The organism is Dryocola baronae, assembly GCF_051297175.1.
Taxonomy (GTDB): domain Bacteria; phylum Pseudomonadota; class Gammaproteobacteria; order Enterobacterales; family Enterobacteriaceae; genus Dryocola.
Genome location: NZ_JBINNY010000001.1, coordinates 3,685,339 through 3,698,825, shown reverse-complemented (window position 1 = coordinate 3,698,825; position 13,487 = coordinate 3,685,339). Strand labels below are relative to the sequence as shown.

At 60.4% G+C, this 13,487-nt stretch carries 14 protein-coding genes and 1 pseudogene; 4 read left to right on the top strand and 11 right to left on the bottom strand.

Translation table 11 applies throughout. The annotated features are described in order from the left end of the window. Positions 1-50 precede the first annotated feature (50 nt). Both ilvB and ilvN read left to right on the top strand, forming a co-directional pair. Positions 51-1,736 carry an acetolactate synthase large subunit gene (gene ilvB, locus ACSPHG_RS17590; protein WP_435954774.1) on the top strand — a complete coding sequence of 562 codons (1,686 nt, stop codon included), beginning with the start codon at positions 51-53 and terminating at the stop codon, positions 1,734-1,736. A gap of 3 nt (positions 1,737-1,739) precedes the next feature. Further along, on the top strand, positions 1,740-2,021 hold the full coding sequence (ilvN, locus tag ACSPHG_RS17585; RefSeq protein ID WP_435954773.1) for an acetolactate synthase small subunit: 282 nt from the start codon (positions 1,740-1,742) through the stop codon (positions 2,019-2,021). A gap of 68 nt (positions 2,022-2,089) precedes the next feature. On the opposite strand, the gene ACSPHG_RS17580 is transcribed toward ilvN, so the two are convergent. The 4 genes from ACSPHG_RS17580 to ACSPHG_RS17565 are packed head-to-tail and all read right to left on the bottom strand — an operon-like array spanning position 2,090 to position 4,085. Continuing rightward, entirely contained in the window at positions 2,090-2,254 is a 165-nt protein-coding gene (locus ACSPHG_RS17580) for a hypothetical protein (protein ID WP_435954772.1), read from the bottom strand. A 40-nt stretch (positions 2,255-2,294) separates the two neighbouring features. Continuing rightward, entirely contained in the window at positions 2,295-3,038 is a 744-nt protein-coding gene (locus tag ACSPHG_RS17575) for an anti-sigma factor family protein (protein WP_435954771.1), read from the bottom strand. Further along, positions 3,038-3,571, bottom strand: coding sequence for an RNA polymerase sigma factor (locus ACSPHG_RS17570; protein WP_435954770.1), 534 nt, complete (start codon positions 3,569-3,571; stop codon positions 3,038-3,040). Before ACSPHG_RS17570 ends, ACSPHG_RS17575 begins: the two co-directional genes overlap by 1 nt. Next, positions 3,552-4,085: a tetratricopeptide repeat protein gene (locus tag ACSPHG_RS17565; protein ID WP_435954769.1), complete on the bottom strand. Its 534-nt coding sequence runs from the start codon at positions 4,083-4,085 to the stop codon at positions 3,552-3,554. Before ACSPHG_RS17565 ends, ACSPHG_RS17570 begins: the two co-directional genes overlap by 20 nt. Before the next feature lie 208 nt (positions 4,086-4,293). Here ACSPHG_RS17565 and ACSPHG_RS17560 point away from each other — a divergent pair, with 208 nt between their 5' ends. Further along, positions 4,294-4,722, top strand: coding sequence for an OsmC family protein (locus ACSPHG_RS17560; protein ID WP_435954768.1), 429 nt, complete (start codon positions 4,294-4,296; stop codon positions 4,720-4,722). A gap of 60 nt (positions 4,723-4,782) precedes the next feature. On the opposite strand, the gene lldD is transcribed toward ACSPHG_RS17560, so the two are convergent. From lldD to ACSPHG_RS17525, 7 genes and pseudogenes are all read right to left on the bottom strand, one after another. After that, the gene (gene lldD, locus ACSPHG_RS17555; RefSeq protein ID WP_435954767.1) at positions 4,783-5,964 is read right to left on the bottom strand and encodes an FMN-dependent L-lactate dehydrogenase LldD; all 1,182 of its coding nucleotides are present in this window, start codon (positions 5,962-5,964) and stop codon (positions 4,783-4,785) included. Further along, entirely contained in the window at positions 5,961-6,749 is a 789-nt protein-coding gene (lldR, locus tag ACSPHG_RS17550) for a transcriptional regulator LldR (protein ID WP_435954766.1), read from the bottom strand. The genes lldD and lldR overlap by 4 nt, the downstream gene beginning before the upstream one ends. After that, the gene (gene lldP / locus ACSPHG_RS17545) at positions 6,746-8,401 is read right to left on the bottom strand and encodes an L-lactate permease (RefSeq protein WP_435954765.1); all 1,656 of its coding nucleotides are present in this window, start codon (positions 8,399-8,401) and stop codon (positions 6,746-6,748) included. The genes lldR and lldP overlap by 4 nt, the downstream gene beginning before the upstream one ends. 477 nt (positions 8,402-8,878) lie before the next feature. Further along, positions 8,879-10,231, bottom strand: a pseudogene (locus ACSPHG_RS17540) (PepSY-associated TM helix domain-containing protein); the annotation flags it as partial. Positions 10,232-10,273: 42 nt separating this feature from the next. Continuing rightward, entirely contained in the window at positions 10,274-10,687 is a 414-nt protein-coding gene (locus tag ACSPHG_RS17535) for a DUF2946 domain-containing protein (RefSeq protein ID WP_435954764.1), read from the bottom strand. 182 nt (positions 10,688-10,869) lie between these two features. After that, positions 10,870-11,925, bottom strand: a complete 1,056-nt coding sequence (locus ACSPHG_RS17530) for an NAD(P)-dependent alcohol dehydrogenase (protein ID WP_435954763.1) — start codon at positions 11,923-11,925, stop codon at positions 10,870-10,872. 15 nt (positions 11,926-11,940) lie between these two features. Continuing rightward, entirely contained in the window at positions 11,941-12,354 is a 414-nt protein-coding gene (locus ACSPHG_RS17525; protein WP_435954762.1) for a (R)-mandelonitrile lyase, read from the bottom strand. 173 nt (positions 12,355-12,527) lie between these two features. Here ACSPHG_RS17525 and ACSPHG_RS17520 point away from each other — a divergent pair, with 173 nt between their 5' ends. Beyond that, positions 12,528-13,421 (top strand): LysR family transcriptional regulator, encoded by an 894-nt coding sequence (locus ACSPHG_RS17520; RefSeq protein WP_435954761.1) that lies wholly within the window; start codon positions 12,528-12,530, stop codon positions 13,419-13,421. The last annotated feature ends 66 nt before the right edge of the window (positions 13,422-13,487 follow it).

Sequence of the window (13,487 nt, the reverse complement as noted above, 5' to 3'; positions counted from 1 at the left end):
GTTTTAGTCCCCAGGCCCAAGCGAACCGGCCATATAAGAAGGACTGGAGCATGGCAATTTCGGAAAACCCACCGCAGGCCCGTATTACCGGCGCACAGCTGATCGTGCAAATGCTTGAGCATCACGGCATCACTACCGTCAGCGGTATTCCCGGCGGCACCGTTCTGCCGCTCTACAACGCGTTGAGCCAGAGCAAAAAAATTCGCCATATTCTGGCGCGGCACGAGCAGGGCGCAGGGTTTATGGCGCAGGGCATGGCGCGAACGCAGGGCAAAGCGGCGGTCTGTCTCGCCTGTAGCGGCCCCGGTGCCACAAACCTCGTCACCGCCATTGCCGACGCGCGGCTGGACTCCATCCCGCTGGTTTGCATCACCGGCCAGGTACCCGCCTCGATGATCGGTACCGACGCCTTCCAGGAAGTCGACACCTACGGCATCTCTATTCCCATCACCAAGCACAACTACCTGGTGCGCGATATCGCCGAGCTGCCGCAGGTCATATGCGACGCGTTCCGCATAGCCGAATCAGGCCGCCCCGGCCCGGTGTGGATCGACATTCCGAAAGACGTGCAGACCGCTGAAATTGACATCACCGCGCTGCCGCCGGTCTCTGAACCGACCCCCGCGCCGCGCTTTGAAGCGCAGCAAATTATCGATGCCGCAGCGATGATCAACCAGGCGCAGCGCCCGGTGCTTTACCTCGGCGGCGGTATCATCAACGCCCACGCCGCGGCACGCCAGCTTGCTGAAAAAGCCAACCTGCCGACCACCATGACGCTGATGGCGCTCGGCACCCTTCCGGCAAAACACCCGCTGTCGCTGGGCATGCTGGGGATGCACGGCGCGCGCAGCACCAACTACATCCTGCAGGAAGCCGATTTGCTGATCGTCATGGGCGCGCGCTTCGACGACCGCGCCATCGGCAAAACCGAGCAGTTCTGCCCGAACGCGAAGATTATCCACGTGGATATCGACCGCGCGGAGCTGGGCAAAATCAAACAGGCGCACATCGCCATTCGCGGCGACGTGGGCGAAGTGCTCGAGCAGCTGCTGCCAAAAATCGACGCCCAGCCGCGCGCGGCCTGGCGGCAGCAGGTAGCCGGTTTGCAGCAGGAATTCCCGTTCAATATGCCCGGCGAAGATAACCCGCTGACGCCCTACGGCCTGATTAAAGCCGCCGCCGCGTGCGTGGACGACGAAGCCGTTATCACCACCGACGTGGGCCAGCACCAGATGTGGGTGGCGCAGGCCTATCCGCTCAACCGCCCCCGCCAGTGGCTGACCTCCGGCGGTTTGGGCACCATGGGCTTTGGCCTGCCTGCCGCCGTGGGCGCGGCGCTGGCCGAACCGCAGCGCAAGGTGCTGTGCTTCACCGGCGACGGCAGCATCATGATGAATATTCAGGAAATGGCCACCGCCGCCGAGCACAACCTGGATGTGAAAATCATTCTGCTAAATAACCAGGCGCTGGGGTTGGTACACCAGCAGCAGACGCTGTTTTATGAGCAGAACGTCTTCGCCGCGACCTATTCCGGGCAGACCAACTTCCTCAAAATTGCCGAAGGTTTTGGCCTCGCAGCCTGTGATTTAAACGCCGCCGCAGACCCGCAGGCCGCCCTGCAGGAGGCGATTTCACGCCCCGGCCCGTGCCTGATTCACGTCCGCATCGATGCCGAAGAAAAAGTATTCCCGATGGTGCCGCCGGGCGCTGCCAACGTTGAGATGATTGGAGAGTAAGCCATGCAACAACTAACCGTTATTCTGGAACTTACGGTGCGCAACCACCCGGGCGTGATGTCCCACATCTGCGGCCTGTTCGCCCGCCGCGCCTTTAACGTCGAAGGGATTCTGTGCCTGCCGCTACCCAGCGGCGATCGGAGCCGCATCTGGCTCCAGGTCGCCGACGACCAGCGCCTTGAGCAGATGATCAGCCAAATAGATAAGCTCGAAGACGTGGTGCAGATTAAGCGCGACATCGACGGCGCGGACGTGTTCGGCAAGCTGACGGCTTTGGTGCAGTGATTTTAAGGCGGTGAAGGGGACGCTCTCCACCGCGCATTCTTTTAATTGCGCGCCTGATTCCAATACGGTCAGCTATTTTTGGTTTCAGCATATACAGGTGACAGTAAGAATTTCTGGCGGCCACCTTCTTTGCGGCTCACGCCCTCAGCGAAAAAACCACGCGGGTGACCGGCGACAAAGCCTTTTAAAAGTGACTGGATTGAAGGTTGAAGACGGGGCGTATGAATCGTCATGGTATTTTCAGGCGGATACAGCCAGCGCTTTCCGCCATTTCTACGCCCTAACTTCCCTCTGCAATCGCCCGGCTATCTCGTTCATTTGCGTGGAGGAACTATGCCCAATCACCATAAACTGATGGTTTTTGTCGGCCCAATAGACGATGTTCATGCCCAGCCGACGTTCATTTTCCCGCTCTGATGTTGTACCTGAGCCTTGCGTAATGCACAGCGCCAGCGGGCCAGTTTTGGGATCGAGCCAGGTAATCTGCGCGATACGCTGCTCTTCGTAGGCCAGCACGCGTGCATTTTTCAGCGCTGCCTGCGGCAGGCTTAAACGGGCTGCAGTCAGCGTCAGGCCCAGCCGCTGGCTGGCGATGCGTAACTGCGACTCAAGCGCCTGCGGTGTCGGTGTGTCAGACAGTGTCTCAGGCGTGTAAAGCGCCATGTACTGCGCTACCCGCTCCCGCCAGTTATCTTCCGGCAGGGTGAAATGAATAAACGCTCTGTCGCCAATCGCGCCTAGTGCCAGGAAACTGACCGCTGCGGCAATCAGCCCGCGTCTTGAAAAAGCAGGGCGAACGCTGGTGAGATGCGTTTGCAGATGAGCCTGCGGAGCGGCTTCCAGCAGCGGTTCAAAGGCGGTCTTGAAGGGCAGGCTGCTGCGCTGGAGCAGCGCCAGTCGTTCTGCCAGCCGTTCGTCCTCACTCAGGCGTTCTTCAAGCTCCCTGTACTGCTCGGCGCTCAGTTCATTATCCAGATATGCCACCAGCAGTTCGTCCGTATTGACGGGAAACGTCATTATTTTTCTCCTTTCAGAGGCAGCGTATCAGGCTGAAGCGCCCGGTCCTGAGCCAGCGTCAGGCGAGCGGTGGCGAGCCTGCTCATGATCGTACCGAGCGGCACTTTGAGGATCTCAGCGGCCTCGCGGTAAGAAAGCTCTTCCACATAAACCAGGAATACCGCATCGCGCTGGGCTTCCGGTAGACGAATAACGCGTTTCATCACGTCGTTTGACCAGAGAAGGTCGTCGTTGCTGCCCGCGCCCGCAAGCTCATCAACATCGACAAAACCCTGCCCGCGCCGAATGAGCTGCGCCCGAACTTCGTTGACCCAGATGGAGTGCAGAATGGCAAACAGCCAGCTATCTAACCGGCTGCCATGGGCAAACTGGGCCGCGCGCTCAAGCGCCCTGACGCAGGTCGCCTGAACCAGATCGTCTGCAATATCCCGCCGATGTGAGAGCACAAGCCCGTAGCGCCACAGGCGGGGAAGATATTGCGCGTATCGCTTCGCTGCTGATTTTCGCCTCCGATCAGGACTCAGGATGACCATCGATAGCGGCTGACAGATCGCGATACTCTTCGCAGCCGGTACCGCACAGGGTTTTGATGGCGGCAAGCTGTTCGCGGGCCAGATCGGGACGGTTTTTGATCATGTAGGCTTCACCCAGATATTCGCGAACTTTAGGGTATTTCGGATCGAGCGCTACAGATTTTAAATAATAGCCGATCCCTTCGTCAGTGCGCCCCAGCTTGCGGGTGGCGTAACCGCGGTAGTTCAGCGCTTCAGCCGTATTCGGATCCTGGAGCGTATTTAGCATATCCAGCGCCTCTTGATAGCGGCCCGCTTTTGCCAGTGCATAAGCATAGTTGGCGCGTGATGCGTCGCCTACCGCCGCGCCTTTTTCAACGACGCAGGTCTTGGTTTTGGCGTCATAGATCTGTCCCTTAGCGCAGGTTGGCGGAACGGGTTCGTCGCTGCTTCCCCCCATTGCCTGAGCGGAGCCAGAAAGCAGCATGAGGCCAGTGACAAAGGCCGGTAACAAAAGACGGGTTATTCGATTCATGGTAAAGCCCTCACGGTGTTTGGTATGCAGTGAACACCTGAGGATGCAGATTTATTCGATTTATTTTTGCGGCTTTTGGAGCAACGCCTAAAGCCGATAAGCCCTCTTGATGCGCCTTTGGTTTTCCCCGGATTGCTCCGAGTTAGCGGGCAAGCTCCGATTCCGCTTCTATACTTACGCTTTGTGTAAATAAAAAAGGAGCGAATAGATGACCATTCATAAGAAAGGGCAGGCTCACTGGGAAGGTGATATCAAACGCGGCAAAGGCACGGTATCCACCGAAAGCGGCGCGTTGAAGCAGCAGCCCTACGGTTTTAATACCCGTTTTGAAGGTGCCGCCGGGACTAACCCGGAAGAGCTGATTGGCGCGGCGCACGCGGCCTGCTTCTCTATGGCGCTGTCTTTGATGCTGGGTGAAGAAGGCTATACGCCGGACAGCATTGATACCACCGCCGATGTGTCGCTGGACAAGAAAGACGGCGGCTTTGCGATTACCAAAATCGCGCTTAACAGCACCGTCAAAGTGCCGGGTATCGAAGAAGGCGCGTTTGACACAATCATTCAGAAAGCCAAGGCGGGTTGCCCCGTATCGCAGCTGCTGAAAGCTGAGATCACGCTGGATTACAAACTTAACTAATCCGCCGGCAAATCCGTAGTGCAGTTGTCTCCAGACCCCTCTGGAGACAACGTTTCCCCTCTAAAATCCAACCGCCATTCCTTGCGGCGAAAGAATGTCCTTCAGCCCTTCGCGCACCAGCAGGTCCGGGCTAATCTCGGCGATGGTTTTCGCCCCCGTTAGCGTCATTGCCACGCGCATCTCTTTTTCAATCAGGTTCAGCAGATTGGCGACGCCCGCCTGCCCGTGGGTGGCAAGCGCGTATAAATAGGCGCGGCCCAGCAGCACCGTGTCTGCACCCAGCGCGATCATGCGTACCACGTCCAGCCCGTTGCGGATGCCGCTGTCGGCAAGAATGGCGATATCGCCTTTGACCGCGTCGGCAATGGCGGGCAGGGCGCGGCACGATGACAGCACGCCGTCGAGCTGGCGGCCGCCGTGGTTCGACACCACGATGCCGTCAGCGCCGAAGCGCACCGCGTCTTTGGCGTCCTGCGGGTCGAGAATGCCTTTGATGATCATCGGGCCGTCCCAGAACTCGCGGATCCACTCCAGATCGCTCCAGGAAATCGACGGGTCGAAGTTGTTCGCCAGCCAGCCGATGTAGTCCTCAAGGCCGGTCGGCTTGCCCAGATAGGCGGAGATATTCCCCAGGTCGTGCGGGCGGCCGTTGACGCCGACGTCCCACGCCCACTGCGGATGCGTAATCGCCTGCCAGTAGCGGCGCATCGCCGCGTTGCTGCCGCTCATGCCGGAATGCGCATCGCGATAGCGCGCGCCCGGCGTGGGCATATCTACGGTAAACACCAGCGTCGAACACCCGGCGGCCTTCGCGCGCTCCAGCGCGTTGCGCATGAATCCCCGGTCTTTCAGGACATAAAGCTGGAACCACATCGGGCGGTCGATTTCCGGCGCGACTTCCTCAATCGGGCAGACGGAAACGGTGGAAAGCGTGAAGGGGATGCCTTTCGCCGCGGCGGCCTTTGCGGCCTGCACTTCGCCGCGGCGGGCGTACATCCCGCAAAGCCCAACCGGCGCCAGGGCCACCGGCATCGACAGCGTTTCGTTGAACAGCTTGGTTTCCAGGCTCAGCGCCGACATGTTCTTCAGCACGCGCTGCTTCAACGCCACCTGTGCCAGGTCGTCCACGTTGCGGCGCAGCGTGTGTTCGGCATACGCCCCGCCGTCGATATAGTGGAACAGAAATGGCGGCAGGACGCGTTTGGCGGCGGCGCGGTAGTCGGATGCTGCGGAAATAATCATGGTTTTTCTTCCCTTGTTACGTCGGTATTTTCATCCGGCAGGCGGGTGATGCGCGCCTGCCGGGCTTCGTCTTCGTGCAGGGTTTTGATGGTGGAATGCACAAAACCGAGATGTGTTTTGGCGGCGCGGCGCGCCCGCTCTGGGTCACCCGCCAGAATCGCCTGCAGCAGCGCGTTGTGCTGTTCGGTCAGCCCGGCAAAAATGCTCGGCACGGTGTACATGCGCTGGCGGCTGTGCATCACGGAGGACTGTAGCAGGTCGAAAAAGCCGCGCATGGTCTGAAGCAGCACGACGTTGTGCGAGGCTTCGGCGATGGCTAAGTGAAAGCGCACGTCCGCCTGGGCCGCCAGGTCCGGGTCGTCGCTTTCTTTAAAGGCGACGGTGGCATCGAAGCAGGCGATGAGCTTCTCTTTGTCGGCGGGCGTGGCGCGCATCGCCGCGTACCAGGCGGTGCTTGCCTCGATGGCGTGCCGCGCTTCGAGGATGTCGTAGCGGTAGTTGGGGTCGTCTTCGACCAGCGTTTTCAGCGGCTGAACGATGCGCTGCTCGGACCAGGGCTGGACTTCGTAACGCACGAAGGTGCCGCCGCCGCGTCGGCTGACGAGCACGCCTTCGCTAATCAGCTTTTGAATGGCTTCGCGCAGCGACGAGCGGGAGACGCCCATCTCGGCGGCGAGCTGGCGTTCGGCGGGCAAACGCATGCCCGCCTCCAGCTTACGTTCATCAATCAATGTCTTAACGCGCTCGGCAAGGTGGTCGGCCAGGCGCGGCTGGGCTTGTGTCATGGAATCATCCAGGTGAGTACGTATGCCTGAAGTGTAGTAATCACCCCGACCATGCAGGTGAAGATCAGGCTGTGTTTAACGGTAAAGCGGAACAGGTCGGACTCTTTGCCCACCAGGCCCACGGCGGCGCAGGCGATGGCGATGGACTGCGGCGAAATCATCTTGCCGGTCACGCCGCCCGTGGTATTGGCGGCAACCAGCAGCAGGTCCGACACGCCAATCTGCTGCGCGGTGGTGGCCTGCAGCGCGGCAAAGAGCGCGTTCGACGAGGTATCGGAGCCGGTGAGGAACACGCCGAGCCAGCCGAGGAACGGCGAGAAGAAGGTAAACGCGTGTCCGGTGTGGGAAAGCGCCAGGGCAAGCGTTGCAGACAGGCCGGAGTAGTTCGAGATAAACGCGAATGCCAGCACCATGCCGATGGAGTAGATCGGCAGCGCCAGCTCCCGAATCGTCTCGCCGAAGGTGTCGATGGCCGCTTTCGGCTTCATGCGCAGGTAGACGATGGAGATAAGCGCCGCTACCAGAATCGCCGTGCCGGTGGCCGACAGCCAGTCGAATTTATACACCGCCGCGTAGGCCATGCTTTGCGCGACCACCGGCGGCATTTTGGCGACCAGCCTGTCGAGGAACGGCACCGAGAAGTTAAACACCCAGTCGGCAAGCGCGCCGCCTGGCGCAAACAGCGCCTTGAACGGGGGAATGCTCCACAGCGTAACGGTGGCGGTCAGGAAGATAAACGGCATCCACGCGCGCACGACCTGGCCGGGGCTGTAGTTTTTGCGGGCGAGCGTCTGGTCCGTGACCGACGCGCCCACGTCGCCGAAGCGGAAGATGCGCACCGGCTTCCACACGCGCAGGAAGGCGGTCAGGCAGACCAGAGAGACCAGCGAGGAGATGATGTCCGGCAGTTCGGGGCCGAGGAAGTTGGAGCTGAGATACTGCGCGACGGCAAACGAGCCTCCGGCGACCATCACCGCGGGCCAGGTTTCTTTGACGCCGCGCCAGCCGTCCATGATCGCCATGATCCAGAACAGCACGATAATCGTCAGGAACGGCAGCTGGCGGCCGACCATTTGGCCGATCTGAAAGCTGTCCAGCCCGGTGACCTGGCCCGCGACGATAATGGGAATGCCCATCGCCCCAAAGGCAACCGGCGCGGTGTTGACAATCAGGCACAGCCCGGCGGCGTAAAGCGGGTTAAAGCCGAGGCCGACGAGCAGCGCGGCAGTAATCGCGACCGGCGCGCCAAAGCCCGCCGCCCCTTCGAGAAACGCGCCGAAAGAGAAGCCGACGATCAGCATTTGCAGGCGCTGGTCGGGCGTGATGGACAGAATCGAGGAGCGGATGATGTCGAACTGGCCGGTCTTCACCGAGATTTTATAGACGAAGACGGCGGCGATGATTATCCACGCAATCGGCCACAGCCCGTAGAAGAAGCCGTACACCACGGACGCCAGCGCCCGGTCAACCGGCATGCGGTAGAAGAACAGCGCGACGAGCAGCGCAAGGCCAACCGTCAGCGTCGCGGCCATGTAGCCCTTCATGCGCAGCTTAATCAGCGCGAAGAAGAAGAACAGTATGGGCAGGGCGGCGACCAGGCTGGATAGCCAGATGTTGCCCGCCGGATCGTAGACTTGTTGCCAGACTTGCATGCAGGATCTCCGGAACGTGACGTGCTTATTATTATTTCGCTCAATTGGTAGGACCAATTCGGCGATGTAGGGTAATTGAGGTTTAATGGTTAACTTTGTGTTAATTGATGGCAATATTTATGTTGGCTTTTTTGCCGTTATGCACAAAGTGGTCACGTTTTTGGTGGGATTGGTAGGACCAATCGAGAAGGGGGTTGGGGAGTGGGCGCCCTCACCCCGGCCCTCTCCCCCAGGAGAGGGAGAAACCAGGCGCCGGAAACTCCCCTCCAGGAGAGGGCGTTAAAACGAGCGCGAGGGGGAGAATCGATCCAGTCCCCTCTCCCCCAGGAGAGGGAGAAACCAGGCGCCGGAAACTCCCCTCCAGGAGAAGGCATTAAAACGAGCGTGAGGGGAGAACCGATCCAGTCCCCTCTCCCTTGAGGGAGAGGGTTAGGGTGAGGGGGAAAGCTAGGAAACCTGCGGCTTCATCGACGTCAAACGCCAGCGCCCGATATCCGCAGCAATAAACATCAGCAGGCTCACGCCCATCACCGGCAGGCACCAGCCGAGCGCGGCGCTCGCCAGCAGCACGGCGATGCGCCACGGCATTGGCAGCGCAAGCCAGGCCGCGCTTAGGGTCTGAACCGGGCTGCTCGCGGAAATCGCCGGGCGGCGCAGCCACCACATCCGGTAGCCGAGCACAATCATCGCGCATAATCCCAGGCCAAACGCCGCCAGCAGCAGCTGGTTGGGCAGCCCGAACAGCACGCCCATGTGGGCGTCAACGCCCCAGCGCGTGAGTTTGGCAATCAGCGGGAAGTCGGCAAAATGCACCCGGTCGATGACCTTAAAGCCGTTCGGATCGACCGCTGCGGTATCAACATGCGTCGGCCACGCGCGGTCGATTTCGGTCACCGTCCAGGCTTTATCCGCCGCGCGGGCGGGGCGGATTTCGATTTTGTCCGACGCTATGCCCGCCGCGCGGGCCGCGCGCAGAACGCCGTCCCAGGTATCGTTGTCGACCGCAGGCGGCATTGCCATTCCCGGCATCATGGCGTGGTGTTCCGCGTGGGGGTCGTGATGCTGGTGGCCGCTTTGCGGCGTGAGCGCCGTGTTCACCTGCGGCGTCATCCAGCCCAGCTCGCTGCGCAGCCTGTCGATATTCCCGCCCGCCCACTGCGACCAGGTCAGCCCCGTCGCCGAGAAGAACAGCAGCCCGAGCAGCAGCGTGGCACCCAGCGTGATGTGCCAGTGCCGCGCTTTGGCCTGCGGGGATTGCCGCACTTTGCGCTTTCTCTTCGGGCGCGAGGTCAGCCACAGCGCCACGCCGCCGAGCGCGGCAATCCAAAGCCACGAGGCGGCCAGCTCGCTGTAAAGCCTGCCGACGTCACCAAGCAGCAGCGCGCGGTGAAACTGGTCGATCCAGGTCCGCAGCGGCAGCACGCCGCTGGTGCCGTAAACCGGCATATCGCCTTTGATAGCAAGGCTTGAAGGGGAGACAAAAACGGCGCGGGATTCCGATTCCCCGAGCGTCGGGTCGACAAACTGCACGCGGGTGGTATCGCCGGGCTGCGGAGCAGGACGCACCGCGTAAATTGCGGCATCTTCGCCGATATACCGACGCGCGGCGGCAATCTGCTGTGAAAGCGACTGCTGCGGGCCGACATCCTCGGTGCGCAGCGCCTCGCGATAAAGCGCGTTTTCAATCTGCGGCGTCAGCACGTAGAGCGTGCCGGTGAGCGCGGCGATGAAGATGAACGGGCCGACGAACAGGCCGATGTAAAAATGCAGGCGACGCAAAAGCGTCAGCAGCGCGCCGCGCGGGGCGAGCCGGGGCTGAGGAATAGACATAGCGATCCTGTGGCATAGCCATAACGTTAAAAGAAAAGGGGTTTAACGAAACGGCACCACGGGCGGGGCGCGGGGCAGGGCCTGGGCATCGTCGTGCTGCGCCAGAATGGCGGCAATAACCGGGGGCGGCGGCGCGCGGGAAATACGCCAAGCCAGCCAGATAAACGGAATAAAAAGCCAGACGATAAGCGGGATGTGCAGCAGCAGCTGGCAGTATCCGCAGGCGATATCGTCCATCAGCGACGCGCCCATCCCCGGCATCAGGTGCGGGGAGGTGGGCATCTCCATCGACCCCATGTCCATCATCATGTGATGTTCGCCGTGGTTGCCCATTTCCGCCATACGCCTGTGCTCCAGCGATTTAGAAATCACCGGGGCGATAAACAGCATCAGCATCGCAAGCAGGGCGATCGCCGAAGGCCATTTATGACGTGACAGAGAAAAGAGGGATGACAACCGTGCGGTCCACCGGGCTGAATGTGTGTTGCGCGATTGTACCCTGGTGGAAATGAATTGTTAAAAATTACTCTCAGGCTGCGTGCATAAAAGCTGGCGGATGGCGCTTTCGCTTATCCGCCCTACAAATCAACGTCTCGTAGGTTGGGTAAGCGCAGCGCCATTCACCGGTTTGGATTTCACTACGCCCGCAGCGTCGCCATATCAATCACAAAGCGGTACTTCACGTCGCTTTTCAGCAGGCGCTCGTAGGCCTCGTTAATGTCTTTAATATCAATCATTTCGATATCGGACACGATGCCGTGTTCGGCGCAAAAATCCAGCATCTCCTGGGTTTCTTTAATACCGCCGATAGCGGAGCCGGAGACGGAACGGCGGCCCAGGATCAGCGGCAGGGTGCTCACCGGCGGCTCCACGTCGCCCAGCAGGCCGACGAACACCAGCGTGCCGTCCAGCGTCAGGGTCGGCATATAGGGGTTGATGTCGTGAACGTAGGGGACGGTGTCGATAATCAGATCGAATTGGTTCTGCACGCCCGCCATCTGCGCGTCGTCGGTTGACAGCACGACGTGATGCGCGCCCAGCCGACGGGCATCTTCCTCCTTGCTGGCCGAACGGGTGAACAGCGTCACCTCGGCACCCAGCGCGTTGGCAAGCTTCAGCGCCATATGGCCGAGGCCGCCAAGCCCGATCACCGCAACCCTGCTGCCTTTGCCGACGTTCCAGTGGCGCAGCGGGGACCAGGTGGTAATGCCCGCGCACAGCAGCGGGGCGGCACCTTTCAGGTCGAGTCCCTCGGGCATTTTCAGAACAAAATCCTGCGAGGCGACAATCGCCTGCGAGTAGCCGCCGTAGGTCGGCTGGTGGTCGTGACGGTCAACGCCGTTGTAGGTCTGCACGTTGCCCTCTTCGCAATACTGCTCAAGCCCCTCCTGGCACGGGTGGCAGACGCGGCAGGAGTCCACCATGCAGCCAATCCCGGCGTAGTCGCCCGGCTTGAACTTGCTAACGTTGCTGCCGACCGACGCGACGCGGCCAATAACTTCGTGGCCCGGCACCAGCGGATAGGTGCTAAACCCCCAGTCGTTGCGCGCCTGGTGTAAATCCGAGTGGCAAACTCCGCAGTACATAACTTCGATGACAACGTCATCCGGGCGCGGGTCGCGTCGCATAAATTCAAACGGCGCCAGAGGAACCTGAGCGCTTTGCGCCGCATAGCCGAGAACTTTCATCGTCATGTTGTTACTCCTGGGTTAGATATCTTTTTTGTACTGATCGTCGGTCACCTGCTCCAGCCATTCTACCGGGCTGCCGTTGAGGGATTCGGCGATGGCGATGTGCGTCATGGCGTTGTCAGGCGTTGCGCCGTGCCAGTGCTTGACGCCTTCCGGGATCCAGACAATATCGCCCTGATGTATGTCGCGAATATGACCGCCCCATTCCTGCAGCCAGCCGCGACCCTGGGTAACGATCAGCGTCTGGCCGAGGGGATGGGTATGCCAGGCCGTGCGGGCGCCCGGTTCAAAGGTCACCGCCGCGCCGCCAACGCGAGCAGGCGCTATCGCCTGGAAAGGAGCATCGATGCGTACTCTGCCGGTGAAGTAGTTCTCCGGGCCGGTCTGAGAAGGCTGCGATCCCGCCGGGATAATTTTCAGTTTTTCTTCCACTTCTTCCTCCGCTTCGGCATGCGCTGCCGGGGTTATTTAAAACAACGTCAGTCAGAAGTATAGGTAACATCCCCGAGGGCGATTAGTCGGCATAACCCGCAAGGAGCTATGAATTCAATTCATAAATGAGCCTATAATGATGTTTTCCTTCACTCAACGCGGGCTGAATCGGCATGTTAAAAGAGAATTTCAACGACTTAATTTCTTTTCTGGTGGTCGCCCGCGAGCGCAGTTTTACCAAAGCTGCCGCGAAGCTGGGCGTTTCCCAATCGGCCCTGAGCCATGCGATTCGCGGCCTTGAAGAACGCCTCGAGCTGCGCCTGCTCACGCGAACCACCCGCAGCGTTGCGCCTACGGACGTGGGCGAAAAACTGGTCAACAGCCTCGCGCCGCGCTTTGCGGATCTGGAAAACGAGCTGCTGGCGCTGAGCGAGATGCGCGAGCGGCCAGCGGGCAACATTCGCATCAACGCGGCGGAGCACGGCATGCAGTCCGTACTGTGGCCGGTGCTGAAAACGTTTCTGGCCGACTACCCGGATATCAACGTCGAGGTGAGCGTCGACAACGCGCTGACGGATATCGTCAGCGGGCGCTTTGACGCGGGCGTGCGCCTGGGCGAGCAGGTCGCCAAAGACATGATTGCGGTGCGCATCGGCCCGGATTTCAGCATGGCGGTAGTCGGGTCCCCTGATTTTCTGGCCCGCCACGGCACGCCCGCCACGCCGCAGGATCTCCAACGTTTCCGCTGTATCAACATGCGTCTGCCGACGCTAGGCGGCATCTACGCCTGGGAGTTTGAAAAGGAAGGGCGCGAGCTGAGGGTGCGCGTCGACGGACAGCTGACCTTTAACAGCCTGCACCAGCGCATCGACGTCGCAAAGCTAGGCCTTGGCCTCGCCATGGTGCCAGAAGACACCGTGCAGGAAGAGCTGGCGAACGGACAGCTGGTGCGCGTACTGCAAGAGTGGTGCGAGCCGTTCCCCGGCTATTACCTTTATTATCCAAGCCGCAAACAGCACACCACCGCGTTCTCTTTGTTTGTTGAGGCGCTGAGGTTTAGGGGATGAACCCTTTTTGAGGCGCTTGTTAAGTTATTGATTTAAAAGAGTGGATTGATAAGGGGATAAAAAAGG

Bases quoted from the DNA above. Each gene is read 5' to 3' on its own strand.
- ACSPHG_RS17560 (WP_435954768.1), top strand. From the start codon at position 4,294: ATGACCATTCATAAGAAAGGGCAGGCTCACTGGGAAGGTGATATCAAA.
- ACSPHG_RS17565 (WP_435954769.1), bottom strand. From the start codon at position 4,085: ATGAATCGAATAACCCGTCTTTTGTTACCGGCCTTTGTCACTGGCCTC.
- ACSPHG_RS17570 (WP_435954770.1), bottom strand. From the start codon at position 3,571: ATGGTCATCCTGAGTCCTGATCGGAGGCGAAAATCAGCAGCGAAGCGA.
- ACSPHG_RS17530 (WP_435954763.1), bottom strand. From the start codon at position 11,925: ATGACGATGAAAGTTCTCGGCTATGCGGCGCAAAGCGCTCAGGTTCCT.
- lldP (WP_435954765.1), bottom strand. From the start codon at position 8,401: ATGCAAGTCTGGCAACAAGTCTACGATCCGGCGGGCAACATCTGGCTA.
- lldD (WP_435954767.1), bottom strand. From the start codon at position 5,964: ATGATTATTTCCGCAGCATCCGACTACCGCGCCGCCGCCAAACGCGTC.
- ACSPHG_RS17520 (WP_435954761.1), top strand. From the start codon at position 12,528: ATGTTAAAAGAGAATTTCAACGACTTAATTTCTTTTCTGGTGGTCGCC.
- lldR (WP_435954766.1), bottom strand. From the start codon at position 6,749: ATGACACAAGCCCAGCCGCGCCTGGCCGACCACCTTGCCGAGCGCGTT.
- ACSPHG_RS17580 (WP_435954772.1), bottom strand. From the start codon at position 2,254: ATGACGATTCATACGCCCCGTCTTCAACCTTCAATCCAGTCACTTTTA.
- ilvN (WP_435954773.1), top strand. From the start codon at position 1,740: ATGCAACAACTAACCGTTATTCTGGAACTTACGGTGCGCAACCACCCG.
- ilvB (WP_435954774.1), top strand. From the start codon at position 51: ATGGCAATTTCGGAAAACCCACCGCAGGCCCGTATTACCGGCGCACAG.
- ACSPHG_RS17575 (WP_435954771.1), bottom strand. From the start codon at position 3,038: ATGACGTTTCCCGTCAATACGGACGAACTGCTGGTGGCATATCTGGAT.